Raw genomic sequence first — 19342 nt, 5'->3', positions numbered from 1 at the left:
GGTCGATCGGCTATGCAAGCAGCAGGCGCACTGCATATCTTTCCAGCAAATCACCCATAATACGGTTAGCTTTCCAGTGGCTGGTGATGAGATGGAGTTCAAGAAAAAGAGCAAGACAAAAGAATTGTTGGAGACGATTGACACTTGCAGCTTGCTTGAGCTGGAAGGCATTCCGCTTTTTCCAAGCCTTGACGACAACATCGAAGTGCTGGAAAAGCTTTTTTCCGACTGCTCGGACTTTGTCATACGGGAGTTCCGGCAAAGGAACAGCGAGCGCGCGGCAGCGATCTTTGTTGACGGACTGATTGACACCAAAGAAGTGAACCAGGCGCTGCAATCTCTGATGGTGCTCGAAGACGGGGATGAGGATATTCGCGTTATCGAGGAACGGCTACTGCCTGTTTCACAAATTGACAGGGTCAGCGACTACAAAGAGCTTTTGCAGGCGGTACTGTCTGGAGATACAGGAATTTTGGTCGATGGAAATGTGGAAGCGCTCACGCTCGGCATCCGCGGGGCAGAAAAGCGATCGGTCAACGAGCCGGAGGGGGAAGCGGTCGTCCGTGGACCTCGCGAGGGCTTTATTGAAAACATCCGCACAAATACGTCGATGCTTCGCCGCAAGTTGCGCACGCCCAGATTGAAAATGAAATCGTTGGTAGTGGGCCGCGAGACAAACACGAACATCGTGGTGGCTTTTTTGGAAGGAATCGCAGACCCGCAAGTCGTGGATGAAGTTTCCCGGCGAATCAGCAATATCGACATAGATGCGGTTTTGGAGAGTGGCTATATCGAGGAGCTGATCCAGGACAACGTGTACTCGCCTTTTCCGCAGCTGATGTACTCGGAGCGGCCGGATACGGTAGCGGCTTCGCTGCTGGAGGGACGGGTCGCGATTTTTGTGGACGGCACGCCGATGGTCTTGCTCGCCCCGGCTACGTTCTGGATGATGCTGCAAGCGAGCGAGGATTACTTCGAGCGCTTCCAGATGACGACGCTGCTTCGCTGGCTGCGCTATTTGTTTATGGTGATTGCGCTCGTGACTCCTGCCTTGTACGTGGCGATTACGACCTACCACCAGCAAATGCTGCCGACCACGCTCTTGCTTAGCGTAGCCGCTGCGCGCGAAGCGATTCCTTTTCCGGCGATTGTCGAGGCGCTCATCATGGAGATCGCTTTCGAAGCATTGCGCGAAGCGGGGATTCGCCTCCCGAAAACGGTCGGGCAGGCCGTGAGTATTTTGGGCGCGCTGGTAGTTGGGCAAGCTGCCGTACAGGCGGGGATTGTTTCGGCGCCGATGGTGATTGTCGTTTCGCTTACGGGGATCGCGTCTTTTACGATTCCGCATTTCAATGTAGCGATTTCGCTGCGCATGCTTCGGTTTCCGCTGATGATCGCAGCCTCGATTCTCGGCATCTACGGGATTTTGGTGGGTGTCTTGCTGATTTTGGGTCATATGGCCAACCTGCGTTCGTTTGGAGTGCCTTATTTGTCTCCGCTTGCGCCTATGTCGATTGGAGACATGAAAGACGTCCTGGTACGAGTGCCCTGGTCATTCATGGAAAAACGCCCCAGCTTTCTAGGAATCCAAAATGCGCGAAAGATGAACGCGGGTTTTTCCAATAAAGTCCAGCAAAGAGGAGGGCAGGCAGGGACTACGAGCGGCGGGAAATCTGACGGGGAGGGAAAAGCGTGAGACGTCTTACTCCGATAGTCGTGTTGCTTTTATGCCTCTTGCCTGTGGCAGGCTGCTGGGATCGGCGTGAAGTCAACGACATGGCACTCGTGATTGCGATGGCTATGGACAAGGAGCCAAACGGGCAATACCGCTTGTCCGTCCAGGTGCCGCTTGTCAGCAGTCTCGGCTCGACGTCGGGGGGAGGCGGCGGGACGAGCGGTGACAAGTCTTACTATGTTGATTCCGCTGTGGGCAAGACGATCCGGGAAGCGAACAATATTATTCAGTCGCGGATGTCGCGTCAACTGTACTACTCCCACCATCGCATGATTGTCATCGGAGAACAGCTCGCCAAGGAGGGAATGAGCGACGTATTGGATATCGTAGCGCGATTTCCCGAGAATCGTTTAACGGCCTATTTGGTCATGACCAAAGGAAAAGGGATTGAGCTGTTGAACGCCCAGCCGCAGTTTGAGCGCTTTTCGGGAGAGGCGATGCGTGAACTGGTCAAGATGGAGGCGATTGCCGTATCGCTCAAGGATGTAGCCCAGATGCTGACGACACCGGGGGTCGATGCCTTTCTGCCCATCATTGATGCTGTTGATTCTCATCCGAAGGGCAAGTCAAAAGAAGTGGAGTTTATGGGGATTGGCTTGTTTCGCGGGGACAAGCTTGTTTATATGGCAAAATCTCAGGCGATCAAAGGTCTTCGCTGGTTCCAACGAACGTTCACCCCTTTTTCGGTGGTCGTTTCCCTGAATGACAAAGAGCGGCTGACGGTCTACTTTTCCAAAGGGAAAGCGGACTTGAAGCCTGTCATTAAAAAAGGGCGCATTCATTACGATATTACGGTTTTTGCGACGAGTGTCGTGGTTGAAAACATGACGAGTCTTGATCTGGATCAGAAAAAAAATATTGCCTTAATCGAGAACAAGCTCAAAAAAGAAGTCGAGGTCAGCGTCAAGGACACGCTGAATTTGATGCAAAAGTATCGGACGGACACGATCGGACTCGGGATCATTTTAGCCAGACAGTTCCCGAAAGAATGGCGGGATACGTATCGAAAAAACTGGAATGATCACCTGCCGGACATAACGTTCCAAATTCACAGCAAAGTCGTCGTGCAAGACGTTGGGCAAACGACCAAAAACATAACGAAGGAAGAAGGCGGACGTGAATAGACTATTCCTGCTTTTGTTTGGGCTGATGCTAGTTTTTTCCTTTTGGGATTTTATACTGAAGCGCAAGCATATGGAGAGAAAACAGCAAATCGTCATCTACTCCATCTACGCGCTTTCCGTCATCGGGATATACGCTGTGCAATATCAGCACGACAAAATGCTCTCGACCGGATTTTTTCTGAACATCTTCACGCCTCAGGTGAAAACATGGATCGAACATATGTTGTAGAGGAGGGAGAGTATGATACATAAGCAAGTCGTCAATCACCGGCAAATTGCCTGGTTGGTCGGCAGTTTGTTGATGACAGGGATGATGATCAGCTTTTTGCGGACAGTCGTGCAGGTCGCCAAAATGGATGCATGGTTCTCGCAAATTCTCCCAGCCTGCTACGCTTTGTTGGTAGCGTATGTCTTGTCGGAGCTGGTGCGCGCCTACCCCGGCAAAAATTTGTTTGAGATAGTGTTCATCATCTGCGGCAAATGGATCGGTGGTTTCATCAATCTGTTGATCCTCTTTTACATTTGGATCATTCTCGCTCTCGATATAAAAGGCGCCGCGGACTTTTTGCACGTCTCTCTGCTGCCGCAGACGCCTTTGGAAATCATTCTGCTCGTGTTCGTTTTGCTGTTGATGTATTACGGCAAGACGAGTCTGGAGGTGGCAGCGCGGGTAAACGAGATTTACTTTCCCGCCTACTTTATCATGTGCCTGATGCTGTACTTTCTTTTAATGAACGAGTACAGCATCGAGCGGCTGGAACCGATCCTCAGTACGACTTTCGAACGGATTGCAGTGAGCAATCTGCTCCCGCTCGGCGTCTATGGGGATATATTGCTATTCGGGGCGTTCTTGCACGCCAGCAGCGAGCCAAGGCTTCTGTTTGCGGCGATGAAGCACGGGATCATGATTGTGTGCTTCACGACGACGATCATGATCTTGATTTTGCTTGGAGTGATGGGATACGTCATCGCGAGCAGGCTTAATTTTCCGATCTATATTCTCGTCCAGCAAATTCATCTGACCGATTTTCTTGACCGGGTGGAAATGATTTTGTTCAGCCTGTGGTTCCCGGCGTTCAGCATTAAAGTAATCGTCGCGTATTTGGCTTTTCTCGTAGGGGTTGGATCGTTTGGCGGACAGCTGCATTACAATACGTACAATGCGCCGTGCGGCTGTTTTCTGGTTGTGTCAACCTTGCTTGCTTTTCCGAAGGTCGCTGATATCGACCAGTTTATCAGCTACAGCTTTCCTTTCATCGTCATCTTGTTTCAGGTGCCGCTGCTTCTGTTTTTGTTTATCGTCGCCCGGAGGAAAAAGCGGGAGGAAGGCCAGACCTTGATCCCCAGAGGAACGAAGCTGCATCGGTTTTACCGCATGATGGTGTGGGGAGGAGCGATCAGCTTCGCAGGCTGTATTTTGACGATCTTGCTTGGAGACATGCTCAGCGACAAATCTCCCGCAGCCGGAATTGCCACCGCGATCGCCTACATTATTTTCATGGTCATTGCGCTCCTTGCCAGTTACGGAGAAATGCAGGCCCTTAATCACGGGAAACAAAGGCTGGGCCGTCCCAAACAACAAGGAAACTTTCGGCAGTAGCAGGCGGGGAGTCGGCGATCAATTGATTTGTTTCCACGTACAGTCAGCCAAACTGCCATCGACAAACGCCTGAATACTCGGCTGGCGCATCGTCAATCCGGAGGTCCATTCCATGAACTGGACTTTGGCGATCAGCTCCGGTTTTAGCCAGAGAGTGTCTTTTTTTCGTTCCGGTTGATTGGCAAAAGGCATGCTGTCTAGGAGCAGCGGTTTGATCCGTTCGGTCAGGTCGCGCCAATCGCGCTGGGTCAGCTTCCCGGTGCCTGCATGACCGATGTACACAAGTCTTCCGGCGTCGTCAAACAAGCCAAGCAGGACGGCATTCACGACGCCATCGCGCAGCGTGACACCGCCGATTGCGGCATACAGATCGTGAAAAATCTTGAGTTTTTGCCAACGCGCATCTTTTCCGCTCGGGAGGTAGGTGCTCGTCAAGTCTTTGCAGACGATTCCTTCCATGTGATGTTGCTTCATCACATCGTACAAGCTGTGCGGGTCACTGACATTTTGTACGATCTGCACATTTGGCTCGGGAAGCATGATCTGCGCTAGAATCTCTTGTCTCTCGCCGAGCGGTTTGTCGGTTACCCAGCTGCCATTCCAATACAGGACGTCAAACACCATGTAGGTGACGGGAGTTTGCTCGATGGCGAGCTGGATGCTCAGTTCCTTGCGCAGGCTGTCTCTTTTCATGATTTCGTGGAAAGACGGTTTTTGGCTGTCAAAAGCGATCATCTCTCCGTCGAGAATGACAGATGAGGCGGAACAGTAGCGTTCGAGCCGGGCAAATTCGGGGTATTGCCTCGTGCGATCATTCTTTTTGCGATTGATGAGCTGTGTCTTGTTGCCGTCGTGGTAGGTGAGCATTCTGACCCCGTCCCACTTCACCTGGGCAATCCAGTTGCTTCCGGCTGGTATCGTTTCGGTTTGGATCGGTTCAAAAGGGGTGATCGGTTCAAGTGGCATAGGGCCTCCGTAATTGCTTTGCTTGAAGTTCCGTTGGAGCGGTCGCTCGTATTCGTACAGTCCCACGATTGTTTGCGGTCTATGCAAAGAGTCTTGAACAGCAGTTGTGATCGAATTTTATGAAACTTTTCAGTTGATTAAGTATTGAATATAAGGTATACTAGAGAAAATTTCATATGAATCGACATTCATATGAAGAGAGCATGAACAAGTATGGATGGGCTATATCCGCCGGATGGCTTGTAACCTCCTAATCGTGGTACGTCCACCACAGTGCGTAAGGGGAGAGTCGTTCTTTGGATATAGCCCTTTTTTTCATTGATCTAGAAATAGACTGTAGTTTATAATTACTATGGTAATGATTTTGAGGAACAGCCTGGACTTGCTTGCTGGAAGCTGGCGAGCCGCATGTTTACGGAAAGAAGGAATTGACTTGCCATTTCTTCGGTTTAAAGGTTTTGAAAAAGCAAAGCTGCAATCGGTTGCGCCCCTTATTATAGAAGAGTTTGCCCGCATCGCTGAAGTGAGCGAGGAAAAAGTCAAGCTGGAGCTTCTGCTGGTCGAGCAGTTGACGAACAGCCCGTTGTCTCTGGAAATCATGATGTTCCCGCGAGAGCAGAACAAGCACGATGAGATTGCCAGCACGATGAATCGCATCTTGCAGAAGCAAGGCTTCGAGAACGTCCATCTCTTTTTTATCCTGCTGTCGCCTGAGCTGTACTATAAGGAAGGGTTGCCGCTACAGGTCAAGGCTTCCCGCTGAATCCGGCAGGCAAAAAAGGTCGAAATCCCATGACGAGGGATTCCGACCTTTTTTATGTCATACGTGCTCTAATAATAGAGGCTTTCTGTTTGCAAGCATTTGGAGCAGGTGCGCGCCAGCGATGTTTCGACGAACTCGTGCGCGCATTCTTTTTGCAAATGGAACAGCTGGCGTCTCAGACTTTCCAAATCCACCTCCAGGCGAGCGATTTCAGCGCGCAAACGCAAGGCTTCATTCAATGTCTTGCCACCTCCAGGCGTTTATTGGTACAACTGGCTTCCTTGCTCGCGGAACTCGCGGGCTTTTTCCTGCATGCCTGCCGCGATGGCCGCAGGCTCGTTTTGTTCCTGCTCCTGCGCTTGCTGACGGATGTCGTGCGAGATTTTCATGCTGCAAAATTTCGGGCCGCACATCGAGCAAAAGTGCGCAGACTTGGCTGCTTCCGCAGGCAGTGTCTCATCGTGATATTCGCGGGCGCGCTCAGGATCGAGAGACAGGTTGAATTGATCGTTCCAGCGAAATTCAAAGCGGGCTTTGGACAGCGCGTCGTCACGCTGTTTGGCTCGCGGATGTCCCTTGGCCAGGTCGGCTGCATGAGCGGCGATTTTGTAGGCGATCAGGCCGTTGCGCACATCTTCCTTGTTCGGCAGTCCCAGGTGCTCTTTGGGTGTCACGTAGCAGAGCATCGCTGTCCCGAACCAGCCAATCATCGCTGCGCCAATCGCAGAGGTAATGTGGTCGTAACCGGGAGCGATATCAGTGGTCAATGGCCCGAGCGTGTAAAAAGGAGCTTCGTGGCACATCTCCAGTTGTTTGTCCATGTTCTCGCGAATCAGGTGCATCGGAACGTGACCAGGCCCTTCAATCATCACCTGCACGTCGTGCTTCCAGGCGATTTTCGTCAGCTCCCCGAGTGTTTCCAGCTCGGCAAACTGCGCTTCGTCATTGGCATCCGCAATCGAGCCGGGGCGCAGACCGTCTCCAAGCGAGACGCTGATGTCGTACGCTTTGAGAATGTGGCAAATTTCTTCAAAGTGGGTGTACAAAAAGTTTTCTTCATGGTGGGCGAGACACCAAGCCGCCAAAATGGAGCCGCCACGCGAGACGATCCCGGTAACGCGTTTTGCCGTCAAAGGAATGTAGCGCAGCAGAACGCCAGCGTGGATGGTGAAGTAATCGACTCCTTGTTCCGCCTGTTCGATCAATGTATCCCGATACACTTCCCAGGTCAGGTCTTCCGCTTTGCCATTGGCCTTTTCCAGCGCCTGGTAAATCGGCACGGTACCGATTGGCACGGGGCTGTTGCGGATGATCCATTCACGGGTCGTATGAATGTGCTTTCCGGTCGACAAATCCATGATCGTATCGGCGCCCCAGCGCACGGACCAAATCATTTTCTCCACTTCCTCTTCCATCGAGGAGCTTACGGCCGACGTGCCGATATTGGCGTTGACTTTGACGTGAAAATTCCGCCCGATAATCATCGGCTCCGCTTCCGGATGATTGATGTTGGCCGGAATAATCGCGCGCCCGGCAGCTACTTCGGCTCTGACAAATTCGGGGGTCACTCCTTCGCGAATCGCGATGTATTCCATCTCTGGCGTAATGATCTGCTGGCGGGCGTAGTGAAGCTGGGTGACATTTTTTCCTGGCAAAGCGCGTTTGGGCCGATAGCCTTCGCGCGGAAAAGCTGGCATCGTCACCGCTTTTTCGCTGCTTCTGATTCCGTCGTCAACAAGTTGTGGCTCCCGGCCGACATAGCTTTCCGTATCGCCGCGTTCCTCGATCCACGCTTTGCGCACTAGCGGCAAGCCTTTTTCGATGTCCGCGACATATCCGTCAGCGGTGTATTCGCCGCTCGTGTCGTAGACGCGCAAAGGCGGATTGGGGGTAGAGCCGAACAACCCTTCGCTTGCTTGAAGGGTGATTTCGCGCATCGGCACGCGGATGTCAGGGCGACTGCCGACCTCGTATACTTTGCGGCTACCGGGAAAAGATGAAATGGATGACATGAAAAAACCTCCTTGGCGTGGTTGCACGAAGCGCGAACCTTGTAGGGAGGCGAAAGAGGCCCGTCGCGAAAAAACGCCGCATGGGAGCATGCGACGCCAGACGCGAGAGTAGAGAAGCAACGGGTATTTTGCAAAAAGATACACGTCACTTGTCGTGTCATATGGACATTCCTCCGCTGGCATTACCCAGTTCAGGTTCAACGGTCGATGGCACAGTACCATCCTCTCAGCCTGGTGATTTCCAAGCTCCCGTGCTTGTTTGTAGTTGTGATTGCAAGATTAGGATACCGGAGAACGCCCATCGTTGGCAAGAAAAAGTTTCCAACAAAAATTGCCACAGGGCAACACATTTTCCCCCCCTCTATACTCATGAATCGGACTAAAACTGTTTCTGTAGACCCACACGAATCGCGTCTGTTACGATGTAATTCGATCAAAAAGAAACTGCTTTATGACGCTTCGTTCTTGTCTTTTGAGCGAACGGAGTGATTGAGATTTTTGAGGTGATGGAGTGTGGATGTATATTCGGATCTGAAGCAAGGGGAACGGGGCGCGTGGGTCAGTATTATTGCCTATATCTTTTGCTCGGCGTTAAAAATAGGAGTTGCTGTGCTGACGGGATCGGAAGCGTTGATGGCAGATGGCTTGAACAACTCGACAGACGTGGTGGCATCGATTGCGGTCCTGATCGGCCTGCGCATTGCCCGCAAGCCGCCTGACCACGATCACCCGTACGGTCATTTCCGCGCGGAGACGATTTCGGCCTTGGTCGCGTCATTCATCATGCTGTTTGTCGGCTTGCAAGTCGTGACGGAAGCGGTTCCTTCGCTGTTTGATCAAAAAACGACGGCACCGGATTTGCTCGCAGGCTGGACGGCATTGGCGACAGCGGCGATCATGCTGGGCGTGTACCGCTACAACCGTCAGCTCGCTTTGCGAACAAACAGTCAGGCGTTGCTGGCTGCGGCCGCTGACAATCGCTCGGACGCCTTCGTCAGCATCGGGACGTTTGTGGGCGTTGCGGGGGCGCAGTTCCAGCTGTACTGGCTTGACCCGCTGGCTGCTTTGGTAGTCGGAGTCATCATCCTGAAAACAGCGTGGGATATTTTCCGGGAAGCGACCCATCGCTTGACCGACGGCTTTGACGTAGAAGAGTTGGGGGAACTGAAAGAGACGATCTCGTCCATCGCCGGAGTAAAAGATATTAGCGATATTAAAGCGCGTTACCACGGCAGCAGCGTGCTGGTTGACGTCGTGATCCATGTGGAGCCGCATCTCAATGTGGTAGAAAGCCACACCATCACCGAACACATCGAAGAACGCATGAGACGTGTACACAAAATCAATACCGTTCATATTCATATCGAGCCAGAGCAGCAACTGGTCGAAAATTAAGCAAAAAACCTGTCCGTATCGGGCAGGTTTTTTTGCATGGCGTTACACGGGAGTCGCTTTTTTGCGACGCAGCTTTTTGGTTGTGGTCATCGCCTCGCTTTGCGCTGGCATTTGCTTGGGAGCTGCTGCGGTCGGCTCTGCGGGAGTTGCGCGCTTGCGGCTTGGCTTCGGTTTCGCTGCTGCTGGCGTAGGCTCAGGCTCGATTTTTACCGGACCAGGCGAAGTGCCTGCGGTAGAAGCGAGACTTTCCTTCAATGCTTGCATCAGGTCGATGACATTCGTCCGAGCGACGGTCGGTGCCGTGGCAATCTCCTGGCCTTCCAGCTTTTTCTCGATCATTTTTTGCAGCTCGCTGCGGTATTCATCGGTGTATTTGGCTGGGTCAAACGGAACGGTCATATTGCCGATCAGCTCGGTTGCCATTTTCAGCTCGTTTTCCGCCAAGGGGATGGTCGCCTCTGGCAAGGCAGGCACTTGATTGACTGGCCGTACTTCGTCAGGATAAAAAATCGTTTCCAGCATCATGCAATGCTCATACAGCCGAATGACGGCGAGACTTTGCCGATTGCGCATCGTCACCTGGGCAATCGCGATTTTTCCGGTTTGGCCCATCGCGGCGCGAAGCAGGGCGTACGCTTTTTCCCCTGTGTCCTGAGGGGACAGAAAGTAGCTTTTGTCAAAGTAAACCGGATCGATCTCCGACAAGTCCACAAAATCGAGAATCTCAATAGCTCGGCGGGTTTCGGGGGTGATCGCCTCCAGGTCCTCGTCGTTGATCATGACGAAGTGGCCTTTTTCATACTCGTAGCCGCGAACGATCTCGCTGGCGTCCACTTCCCGCTGACAATGCGGACACATTTTCGTGTATTTGATGGGGGTGTTGCATTCCTTGTGCAGCTGGCGGAAGCGAATATCCCGTTCTTCTGTCGCCGTAAACATGCGAACCGGGATGTTGACCAGGCCGAAGCTGATTGATCCTTTCCAGACGGTGTGCATACGATTCCTCCCGATTCGGTAGTGGCATAAGGCTGGGGCTGGATGCTGCCACGAGGTAAGTGATGAGATGGGTGCGGCCATTTTGCTTATTGTTTGTAGGCAGCCAGACGAAGCCGCGAGGGAAATGCAGGCGGGAAACATTGACACAGACGAGCTTGCTTTCCATTCCATGAAAAAACCAGCCGATCGAATGGGACGGCTGGTTGCGTTCTTTTTGCCTGATTTTACTGCCCGTGTTTGACGATGTCGGACTGGTCCGCCCGCGATTGCATTTCGCGTGCCGCTTCGCTGCCAATGCCTGTACGATCCGCGATGGACTGGGCTTTGGCTGCTTTCAGCTTTTGCTCGGACGGTTGTTTTGCTGCCATGTCAATTCCCCCTTTTGGAACATGTGCAAGTAGTATGCGCATGCCGGGAACAAAAAAATACCCCCTCGTCAAATGACGATGGGGCAGCTGTTCAACTCCTCCCGCGAAGGGAGCGATGGCACGGAATGCTCCTATCAGACACGCCGCGCGCCTAAGTGAACTGCCTTTCAATTATGGGAGAGGAGAAACCGGAGGAAGAGCTTATGGGGAAACGTAAGTCTTCTCCGCGGTTGTCAGCGACACCGTTGCGTCGCTATCCATCATGTTTTCCAAACTTTGCGTCTCGTATACCTGAAGCCGGCATAAATTTTCCAGTTGCCAATTTTACGGGGGTAGGCAGTTGTGATAGTATGATATCAGCCTGAAGGCAGAACGGCCTTGGTACAGGCGGCATTTATCTTCTACAAACTTCTTTGAACAGGTGAACAATTATGCGCGTCATCGCAGGAGAACACAGAGGTAGAAAACTTGCGGCCGTCCCTGGAAGCGGAACGCGTCCGACGACCGACAAAGTGAAAGAATCGATTTTCAACATGATCGGCCCGTACTTTGATGGGGGCTGGGCATTGGATTTGTATGCCGGCACAGGCAGCTTGGGCATTGAGGCGTTAAGCAGGGGAGCGGACAAAGCTGTCTTCGTCGAGCGCGATGCCAAAGCGTTTTCTGTCGTCAAGCAAAATGTCAGCGCCTGCCGCCTTGATGCATACGCAGAAATGTACCGCATGGATGCGGATCGAGCCATCCGGCAATTGGCAAAGCGGGAGCAGCCGTTTGATCTCGTTTTTTTGGACCCGCCGTATGCGAAGCAAAACATCGTGGAAGAAATCACTCAGCTACAACAGCTTGGTCTGCTCGCAGCAGGTGCCTGGATCGTCGCCGAACACGACAGCAAGGACTCGTTTCCCGCTGCCATCGGCGATTGCGTCAAAGATCGCGAGGCTACGTACGGCGAGACAGCGGTCACTTTGTACTATTACGAGCCGCAGCAAGAAGCATAGGAACGCCTCGCTTTTTGCGGTCGCATTCCATTTCATGAAAAACGTCGAGACGTTTTTCACAGAAAAAAGGGGGAGGCAACATGGCGATTGCCGTTTGCTCGGGAAGCTTTGATCCGGTTACATATGGACACCTCGACATTATCAGTCGGGGGGCAAAAGTGTTTGACAAAGTCATCGTGGCAGTTCTGATCAACTCCAAAAAAAATTCCCTGTTCAGCGTAGAGGAGCGCGTCGAGATGCTTCGTCAGGCGACAGCGGACATGAGCAATGTGGAGATCGACTCTTTTGACGGCTTGCTGATCGATTACATGAACAAGCGCGGAGCCAAAGTGATCATTCGCGGTCTTCGCGCTGTGTCCGACTTCGAGTACGAAATGCAGGTTGCTTCCATCAACAAAAAGCTCGACGATCAGATCGAGACCTTTTTCATGATGACCAACAATCAGTATTCGTATCTCAGCTCCAGCATCGTAAAAGAAGTGGCAAGGTACAAGGCAAGTGTCGCCGATCTGGTGCCGCCAGCGATTGAAGAAGCGCTCAAGCGCAAATTGGCCAGCGAGTAACCGAGTTTACCTCGGCTTGCTGCTGCGAAAGTAACGGGTGAGCAAGCTGATGCCGAAAAGCAGAACAGCCACCCCTGCCGCGAGCGTGCCAGAAAAAGCGATCGTCTCCCACCAGCTTGTAACGGGGATTCCGGAAGTGGTCGGCACGAAGACGGGAACGCTTTTTTCCAAAAACCAGTTGCTCGCTTTGACCAGCGGCTGCCAGAAAACAAAGGTCAAAATGGCAGCCAATAAAGCGTGGAGAGCACGCGCAATCAAATAAGGCGCTACCCGGATGTCTGTTTCGCTGAGAATGCTGGCGACTTGCGCATGGACGCTCAGTCCGCCCCAGGACAGTATGGCGCTGGCGATCGCAGCTTTCCAGACCATGGATACGGCATCGGGAACGACACTGGCTGCCTGCGCGCCCAACGTGACTTCAAACAGCCCGGCGACGATGGCTTTGGAAAAGGCGGGAGGAAAGCCAAAGGGACCGAGGAAAATAGCGAGAAACGTACTGATCAATTGGGTCAGGTGAATCGCTTGAAACAACTGAATCAACACAGAGAACACGATGATAAAGCCACCGATCATGAGCAAGGTGTTGAGCGCTGACTGCACGGCATCCCCCATGAGTTTGCCAAACGGCCGACCGTCGCGGATTCGCGCCCGGTGCATGGCTTGCAGCGCGCGGAGCGGGAGGGGCAAATTCGTTTTTTCCAAAGGCTTGGTTATGGCAGCAAACGGCGCGTGGAAACGGTAAATCAGCCCCATGATGACTGCCGACAAATAGTGGGTCAAGGCGAGGACGACTCCCATTTGCTCGCTGTGGAAAAAGCCGATTGCCACCGCGCCCATGACAAACAGCGGATCTCCCGTCGTCGTAAAAGATACGAGCCGTTCCCCTTCCGCTTTGGAGATATTGCTCTGCTGGCGCAAGCGGGTAGTCAGCTTGGCTGCCACCGGATATCCCGATGAAAAGCCCATGGCGAGCACAAATCCGCCTGTTCCCGGAACATTGAACAAAGGGCGCATCAACGGTTCCAACAGCACGCCAACAAAGTGAACGACTCCGAGTCCCATCAATATTTCCGAGAGGACGATAAACGGGAGCGTGGACGGGAATACGACCTCCCACCAGATTTTGAGTCCACGGACGGCGGCTTCAAAAGAAATTTGCGAGTAAATGACAAGGGTCAAGACGAGCGCGACTGTCGAGAGGGCAAGCAACAAGGTGAAAAACGGTGAGTGGCGTGACATGGAATCCTCCTGTGTCGACGAAAAGATCATAGTACATGTCTACGTGACAGGCTGATGATCTATGCGTGAGGCTTGTATCTTTCAAGTGTGAAAGGAACAGGGAATGGTCACATAGGCTGTTTACAGGAGGTGTTTGCATGACGGCGAAGCGAAAGCCAACCGTGGGGGTAGCGCTAGGCTCAGGCGGGGCCCGCGGTTTTGCGCATATTGGTGTCTTGAAAGCATTCGAGGCGCAAGGAATCGAGATCGACATGCTTGCGGGCAGCAGTATGGGGAGTTTGATTGCGGCGGTGTATGCAAACGGAATCGAGCCGCACATGATGGCGAAGCTCGCGCTCAATCTGAAGCGCAAGCACTGGCTTGATCTGACCGTACCGAGCATGGGGTTTGTCGCGGGAGAGAAAATCAAGCAGTTGATCAAGCTGCTCACTCACGGGAAGCGGATGGAAGAACTGGGCAAGCCTTTGGCGATTGTGGCGACTGACATCGAATCCGGCGAACGGGTTGTATTCCGCGATGGGCCGATTGATCAGGCAGTCAGGGCGAGCATTTCCATTCCAGGCATATTTGTCCCGGAAAAGGTTGGCGGGCGTCTGCTGGTCGATGGCGGTGTCATTGACCGCGTGCCTGTGACGGTGCTGAAAGACATGGGAGCGGATATCGTCATTGCAGTCGATGTGGCCCAGGTCGATACGCCAATGAAGGTGAACAGCATCTTCGACGTCATTGCCCAGACGATTGATGTGATGGAACGGGAAATTCTCCGCCACAGGATCATTGCTGCGGATATCGTAATCCGCCCGGATGTTGGACATTATAGCAGTATTGCCTACTCTGGCGTGGAGGAAATCATCGAACTCGGGGAACGCGAGGGTGCAGCACAAGCAGAGCGCATCCAGCAACTGATTGCGAACTGGGAGGAAAACGGATGAACGAGGACCAACTTTATAGACAAACGCGCAGATCGCGAGGAGCCAGAGGCTTTAGCTGGGTTTTGGCCTTGATTGTGATTGTGGCTGGACTGTCTTTTTTTATCCCGACCAATTACTATGTGACAAGGCCAGGCTCGGCTATCGCGCTAGGCCCGATGATCGACGTAGAAGGCGGCAAAAAGGACGAAACAGGCGCGTTCATGCTTACGACTGTGCGCATGGGTGAGGCGAATCTCGCTTGGTACGTCTACGCGAACATGTCGCCTGATGCCGAGCTGATGCCGAAAGAGCTGGTGGTCAGCAAAGGGGAGGACAACGAAGACTTCGTCCGCCGCGAGCAAGCCGTGATGGACAATTCGCAAAAGATCGCCGAAGCGGTCGCTTTTCGCCTGGCTGGCTACGATGTCAAGATCGAAAAAGAAGGCGTCTGGGTCATGGGCACAATCGAAGGACTTCCCGCCAAAAAAGTGCTGAAAATCGGCGACGTCATCACCGCCGTCGATGGAGTGCGCACCGCCGAAGCCAAAGATTTGCTGCAAGCTCTCGCCAGCAAAAAGGCAGGCGATCAGGTCGAGATTACATATACAAGAGATGGACAAGAAGGGAAAACGATGGTAACCTTGGAACCACTGCCAGAGTCGAAGTCCGTCGGCATCGGGGTGCGTCCGGACAACAAGCAAGAGATCGTGATTCCGAAAAAAGTAACGATCGCGTCGCAAGGGATCGGTGGACCATCTGCCGGGCTGATGATGACGCTGGAGATTTTGGATCAGCTCGATGTGGCGAAGGATTTGACAAAAGGCTATAAAATCGCCGGTACAGGCACGATTTCACTGGATGGGACAGTCGGCCGGATCGGCGGGATCAACCACAAGGTCATCGCGGCTGACAAAGCAGGGGCGGAAATTTTCTTTGCACCCGAGGATACGCCTGATGCAACCTCCAATTATCAGGAAGCGCTGGCTACCGCAAAACGGATTGGAACTTCCATGCAGATCGTTCCCATCAAGACAGTAAAGGATGCGATTGCGTATCTGGATGGACAAAAACCGAAATCTTCCTGAGCAAACAAGCTGTCAAGGAAAAATGGTTGACAAAGCTTTTTGCACGGGCTATAATCATCCTTGTTGTGCATGAGGTGAAGTGCTATGAACATTAAGTTAGCAGAGTTGGAACACCGAAAAGGAGAGGCACTGCCGTTTCAGTTGACGCTCGATGCAGCAGAACTGAAAGGTCGCCATAACGAGATTCGCGGGATCACTCCTGTGAATGCCGAGGGCGAAGCTGTACAGCTCGGTAACCTCTACTATGTAAAAGGCAGCATGAAGGCCGATGTCGATTTCGTCTGCGCCCGATGCTTGAATCCTTTTACCCATCACGCGGCAATAGACTTCTCCGAGACCTTTGCTTTGGCAGATGATCCTATCATAAGCGAGGACGAAGACAGCGACATCCTTCCACTGGAAGGAGACGAGATCGAGCTTACTGCGCTGTTGCAAGAGGACTTTTTGCTCGCGATGCCAACCTTCCCGCTGTGCGAGGAAGATTGCAAAGGATTGTGCCCGAGTTGTGGCGTAAACCGCAACGAAGTGGCATGCAGCTGCAAGAATGAGCGGATTGACCCGCGCTTGGCCGGGTTGGCTGACTTTTTCAAGGACAGCAAGTAGTATTCTCTTGTTTTCAAGGTGAGGCGCCGATCTTCGGATGCAGCGTCTCATTTTTGAAGGACGGCATAAGCTTTTGGCCTATACTGTCCACCCAATAGAGCATCTTAGCATTTGTCAGTTGAAGGAGGTGTAAGGAAGATGGCAGTACCTCAACGGAGAACTTCCAAAACCCGTAAAAGAATGCGTCGTACGCACTTCAAATTAGAGATTCCAGGCATGATCAAATGCGATAATTGCAGCGAATACAAGCTTGCGCATCGTGTTTGCCCAAGCTGCGGTCACTACAAAGGTGTGAAAGTAGCAAAGTAAGCTTTGCTGCGTAAAAAGTGAGGTGAGCAATCACCTTGCTTTTTTTGTGCCTTCATTTTGCTTATTAATGCTTATGAATACTTAAATAATATTGCTTAAAATGCGTAAATGACTTACAATGAGGAAGAAAGGCAAGGATGGAGTGAAACCGTGATGTACCAGGAAGAGCGATTGACCGCGATCCTGCAATATTTGCAGCAGCACCACCGAATCAGTGTACAGGAAGTCGTGGAGCAATTCGGCGTCTCCCGTGATACGGCCCGGCGAGATATCGTCAAGCTGGAGGAGCAGGGAGAAATCTTGCGGACTCGCGGTGGAGCGATTTTGCCTAGCTTGAGCAAAAAAAGCTTTTCTCATCAGGAGCGCATGCAGCTCGATTTGACAGGGAAGCGGCGGATTGCGCAGGCTGCCGCGCGTTTGATCAAACACGGCGACTATTTGCTGCTTGACGCATCCACGACGGTTCAACTGACGGTAGAATCGTTGCAGACAAAAGACCATGTCATCATTACAAACTCCTTGGCTACAGCAGCCAGTGTTTCGCGCAAGGAAGGCGTGCTTGTGAAAATGCTCGGCGGAGATGTGAACCCGCAAGATCAGTGTGTGCACGGCACCCGAACCGTAGAAAATCTGGCGAATTACCACGTCGACAAGTTGCTGGTCGGAGCTTGCGGGCTGACGACGGGCGGGCTTGTTTCCCCGGATGAAGATCACGGCTATGTGATCAGGGAGATGATGAAGCGGGCGGATCAGGTGATTATTCTTGCTGACCACTCCAAATTCGGAAAAAGCATGTTGTACCGGGTAGCCAGTCTGGATCAGATCGACTTGATCGTGACGGACTGCGCACCAGGGCGGGAAATGGCCGAAGCCTTCGACAAGAGCGAGGTAGACGTATTGGTAGCCGCTGAAAACGGCAAAGACGCATGAAATAGCGGGTAGATTTCATCTGGCTGGCGTGAAGGGAGACCCCGCGTGACAGCAGATGGATTTATCAGAGAAGGTTCTTCTTTTTGAAGAGCCTTCTCTTTTTTTTGCTTGCAATCATATAGGAGCCCTGCTATCCTGTTATTCCTGACTTTTCCACGAGGAGGTTCTTATGGTTTACTGGCGGATTATCCGCAAAAGCTATCGACGCAATCTTCAGTATCGTCTCTCTCATCTGATCAACAATGTGGCGAGCTCGATTTTTGGGCTTGTTTTTATTGCCATTTGGATGGGAGTCCTGCGAGGCAAAGCCGTTCACGGCCCGTACGACGCGGAAACGATGGCCTGCTACATCGCGATTTGCCAAAGCGTGCTTTGGGTGACGACGTTCATGTCACCGGGGCTGAATGTGCAGGTCGGGGTGCGCAGCGGAGCGGTCAGCCTCGACATGATCAAGCCTGTCCATTACTTGTGGTACACCTTGAGCCAGGAGTTTGGCCGCCTGCTCTATAACGCCTGTTACCGCAGTCTGCCGATCGGCCTTTTGCTTGGGCTTGCGGTAGGCTTTTCTTTCCCCTCCGATCCGCTTGCGTACCTCTTGTTTTTGCTCTCGCTTCTGCTGGCTGCCTACGTAGGCATGCTCCTTTTTTATTTGGTCGGCATTTCTTCTTTCTGGACGACCGAGGTGCGCTGGCTGCACCTCATTTTGCTCTCGCTAGTTTTCGGCTTTGGCGGGCAGATGATCCCTGTTGATCTGATGCCGGGGGTACTCGGGCAGCTGGCTCCGTTTTTGCCTTTTGCCGCCATGATTTACTATCCGGTCATGAACTGGCTGGAGCTTGCTCCGGTCTACAGCATCGGGGTTCAGCTGCTGTGGGCTGTCATTTTGACAGTAGTCGCTCTCGCTGTGACGAAGCAAGCAAGAAGAAAGCTGGAAATACAAGGGGGGTAGCGACGTGCTCATGCTTTATCGAAAGCTGATCGCAGCCAGTCTCCGCTCGCAAATGCAGTACAAAATGAATTTCATTACGAGCGCGGCTACGACCGGCATGATTATGGTTCTCGATTTTGTGATTCTTTCCGCCATTTTGCACCGCTTCAACGATGTGGCTGGCTGGAATATTTACGAGGTCGGCATGCTTTACGGCATTTCTTCGGCATCTGTCTCCTTGTATCGGCTGTTTGCTCCGGAAGTGAACGATTTTGAGAAGTATGTCGTGCACGGAGAATTTGACCAGATGCTGATTCGCCCGGTATCGCCGCTCTTGCTTTTGCTTACGCGCAATCTCGACCTTTCGCGGATTGGCGGCATCGTGCAAGGCGTGGCAGTGCTGGTGCTCTCGCTTGCGGGACTTGCCCGGGAAGGGGCAGATTTGCTCTGGTTGATCGTCTTTTCCCCGATCGCGATTTTTTCGGGCGGGGTCATTTATTTTTCCATGGCGTTGTCTTCGGCGGCTCTCTCTTTTTGGACGCATCAAATGAGAGACATCCTGACTTTTACGATCTACGCGCCGGCGAATGCCTCCAACTATCCGATTTCGCTCTATCCAGGCTGGCTGAAATGGCTGTTCTTTACCGCCTTGCCGATCGCGTACATGAATTACTTGCCGATGCTGGCCTTGCTCGGAAAAGGGGGAGGCTGGTACTACCCGCTGCTGGCGCCTGTTGCGGCGGCGACCGCATTGTTTTTGGCACTCACCTTTTGGAAGATAGGCATACGACATTATCACTCTACGGGAAGCTGAGGA

21 protein-coding genes and 1 riboswitch are annotated in these 19342 nt (G+C 52.5%); of the genes, 15 read left to right on the top strand and 6 right to left on the bottom strand.

From position 1 onward, the window contains the following. The first annotated feature begins 91 nt into the window (after positions 1-91). Genes HP435_RS17265 through HP435_RS17250 form a run of 4 tightly spaced genes read left to right on the top strand, consistent with a single transcriptional unit; the run spans position 92 to position 4459 of the window. On the top strand, positions 92-1696 hold the full coding sequence (locus HP435_RS17265) for a spore germination protein (RefSeq protein ID WP_122965144.1): 1605 nt from the start codon (positions 92-94) through the stop codon (positions 1694-1696). After that, positions 1693-2859 carry a Ger(x)C family spore germination protein gene (locus HP435_RS17260; protein ID WP_122965145.1) on the top strand — a complete coding sequence of 389 codons (1167 nt, stop codon included), beginning with the start codon at positions 1693-1695 and terminating at the stop codon, positions 2857-2859. Before HP435_RS17265 ends, HP435_RS17260 begins: the two co-directional genes overlap by 4 nt. Continuing rightward, positions 2852-3088, top strand: coding sequence for a hypothetical protein (locus HP435_RS17255; protein WP_122965146.1), 237 nt, complete (start codon positions 2852-2854; stop codon positions 3086-3088). The genes HP435_RS17260 and HP435_RS17255 overlap by 8 nt, the downstream gene beginning before the upstream one ends. Before the next feature lie 12 nt (positions 3089-3100). Next, the gene (locus HP435_RS17250) at positions 3101-4459 is read left to right on the top strand and encodes a GerAB/ArcD/ProY family transporter (protein ID WP_122965147.1); all 1359 of its coding nucleotides are present in this window, start codon (positions 3101-3103) and stop codon (positions 4457-4459) included. Between the two features lie 18 nt (positions 4460-4477). Here HP435_RS17250 and HP435_RS17245 read toward each other — a convergent pair whose 3' ends face one another. Beyond that, on the bottom strand, positions 4478-5425 hold the full coding sequence (locus HP435_RS17245; protein ID WP_173598901.1) for an ATP-dependent DNA ligase: 948 nt from the start codon (positions 5423-5425) through the stop codon (positions 4478-4480). A 433-nt stretch (positions 5426-5858) separates the two neighbouring features. On the opposite strand from HP435_RS17245, the gene HP435_RS17240 reads away from it, so the two are divergent. Then, positions 5859-6188 carry a DUF1904 family protein gene (locus HP435_RS17240; RefSeq protein ID WP_122965149.1) on the top strand — a complete coding sequence of 110 codons (330 nt, stop codon included), beginning with the start codon at positions 5859-5861 and terminating at the stop codon, positions 6186-6188. A gap of 68 nt (positions 6189-6256) precedes the next feature. Here HP435_RS17240 and HP435_RS17235 read toward each other — a convergent pair whose 3' ends face one another. Together HP435_RS17235 and thiC are read right to left on the bottom strand one after the other, a co-directional pair. Further along, positions 6257-6427 (bottom strand): hypothetical protein, encoded by a 171-nt coding sequence (locus tag HP435_RS17235; RefSeq protein ID WP_167470327.1) that lies wholly within the window; start codon positions 6425-6427, stop codon positions 6257-6259. 21 nt (positions 6428-6448) lie between these two features. Further along, on the bottom strand, positions 6449-8200 hold the full coding sequence (thiC, locus tag HP435_RS17230; RefSeq protein WP_173598900.1) for a phosphomethylpyrimidine synthase ThiC: 1752 nt from the start codon (positions 8198-8200) through the stop codon (positions 6449-6451). A 151-nt stretch (positions 8201-8351) separates the two neighbouring features. Beyond that, a riboswitch (TPP riboswitch) is annotated at positions 8352-8463 on the bottom strand. Between the two features lie 250 nt (positions 8464-8713). Here thiC and HP435_RS17225 point away from each other — a divergent pair. Beyond that, on the top strand, positions 8714-9595 hold the full coding sequence (locus tag HP435_RS17225) for a cation diffusion facilitator family transporter (protein ID WP_173598899.1): 882 nt from the start codon (positions 8714-8716) through the stop codon (positions 9593-9595). Between the two features lie 42 nt (positions 9596-9637). Here HP435_RS17225 and HP435_RS17220 read toward each other — a convergent pair whose 3' ends face one another. Together HP435_RS17220 and HP435_RS17215 are read right to left on the bottom strand one after the other, a co-directional pair. Beyond that, a complete protein-coding gene (locus HP435_RS17220; protein ID WP_173598898.1) occupies positions 9638-10591 on the bottom strand; it encodes a non-homologous end joining protein Ku in 954 nt (317 codons plus the stop codon). Positions 10592-10815: 224 nt separating this feature from the next. Then, entirely contained in the window at positions 10816-10959 is a 144-nt protein-coding gene (locus HP435_RS17215; protein WP_167470328.1) for a hypothetical protein, read from the bottom strand. A 431-nt stretch (positions 10960-11390) separates the two neighbouring features. On the opposite strand from HP435_RS17215, the gene rsmD reads away from it, so the two are divergent. Together rsmD and coaD are read left to right on the top strand one after the other, a co-directional pair. Then, on the top strand, positions 11391-11957 hold the full coding sequence (rsmD, locus tag HP435_RS17210; RefSeq protein WP_122965154.1) for a 16S rRNA (guanine(966)-N(2))-methyltransferase RsmD: 567 nt from the start codon (positions 11391-11393) through the stop codon (positions 11955-11957). An 80-nt stretch (positions 11958-12037) separates the two neighbouring features. Next, a complete protein-coding gene (gene coaD, locus HP435_RS17205; RefSeq protein ID WP_063227686.1) occupies positions 12038-12520 on the top strand; it encodes a pantetheine-phosphate adenylyltransferase in 483 nt (160 codons plus the stop codon). A 6-nt stretch (positions 12521-12526) separates the two neighbouring features. Here coaD and ylbJ read toward each other — a convergent pair whose 3' ends face one another. Further along, positions 12527-13759 (bottom strand): sporulation integral membrane protein YlbJ, encoded by a 1233-nt coding sequence (gene ylbJ, locus HP435_RS17200; protein WP_173598897.1) that lies wholly within the window; start codon positions 13757-13759, stop codon positions 12527-12529. Between the two features lie 137 nt (positions 13760-13896). Here ylbJ and HP435_RS17195 point away from each other — a divergent pair, with 137 nt between their 5' ends. The 7 genes from HP435_RS17195 (at position 13897) to HP435_RS17165 (ending at position 19339) form a co-directional block, all read left to right on the top strand. Next, positions 13897-14691 carry a patatin-like phospholipase family protein gene (locus tag HP435_RS17195; protein ID WP_173598896.1) on the top strand — a complete coding sequence of 265 codons (795 nt, stop codon included), beginning with the start codon at positions 13897-13899 and terminating at the stop codon, positions 14689-14691. Next, a complete protein-coding gene (locus HP435_RS17190) occupies positions 14688-15755 on the top strand; it encodes a SepM family pheromone-processing serine protease (protein ID WP_173598895.1) in 1068 nt (355 codons plus the stop codon). Before HP435_RS17195 ends, HP435_RS17190 begins: the two co-directional genes overlap by 4 nt. 84 nt (positions 15756-15839) lie before the next feature. Further along, a complete protein-coding gene (locus tag HP435_RS17185; RefSeq protein ID WP_063227682.1) occupies positions 15840-16358 on the top strand; it encodes a YceD family protein in 519 nt (172 codons plus the stop codon). Between the two features lie 138 nt (positions 16359-16496). Next, positions 16497-16667: a 50S ribosomal protein L32 gene (gene rpmF, locus HP435_RS17180; protein WP_005834357.1), complete on the top strand. Its 171-nt coding sequence runs from the start codon at positions 16497-16499 to the stop codon at positions 16665-16667. Positions 16668-16820: 153 nt separating this feature from the next. Beyond that, entirely contained in the window at positions 16821-17597 is a 777-nt protein-coding gene (locus HP435_RS17175; RefSeq protein ID WP_173598907.1) for a DeoR/GlpR family DNA-binding transcription regulator, read from the top strand. Positions 17598-17766: 169 nt separating this feature from the next. Further along, the gene (locus HP435_RS17170; protein WP_173598894.1) at positions 17767-18546 is read left to right on the top strand and encodes an ABC transporter permease; all 780 of its coding nucleotides are present in this window, start codon (positions 17767-17769) and stop codon (positions 18544-18546) included. Between the two features lie 10 nt (positions 18547-18556). Continuing rightward, positions 18557-19339 carry an ABC transporter permease gene (locus HP435_RS17165; RefSeq protein ID WP_217365686.1) on the top strand — a complete coding sequence of 261 codons (783 nt, stop codon included), beginning with the start codon at positions 18557-18559 and terminating at the stop codon, positions 19337-19339. The last annotated feature ends 3 nt before the right edge of the window (positions 19340-19342 follow it).

The sequence above is a fragment of the Brevibacillus sp. HD3.3A genome (assembly GCF_013284375.2).
GTDB classification, from domain to species: domain Bacteria; phylum Bacillota; class Bacilli; order Brevibacillales; family Brevibacillaceae; genus Brevibacillus; species Brevibacillus parabrevis.
This window is presented reverse-complemented; position numbering and strand designations above follow the sequence as displayed.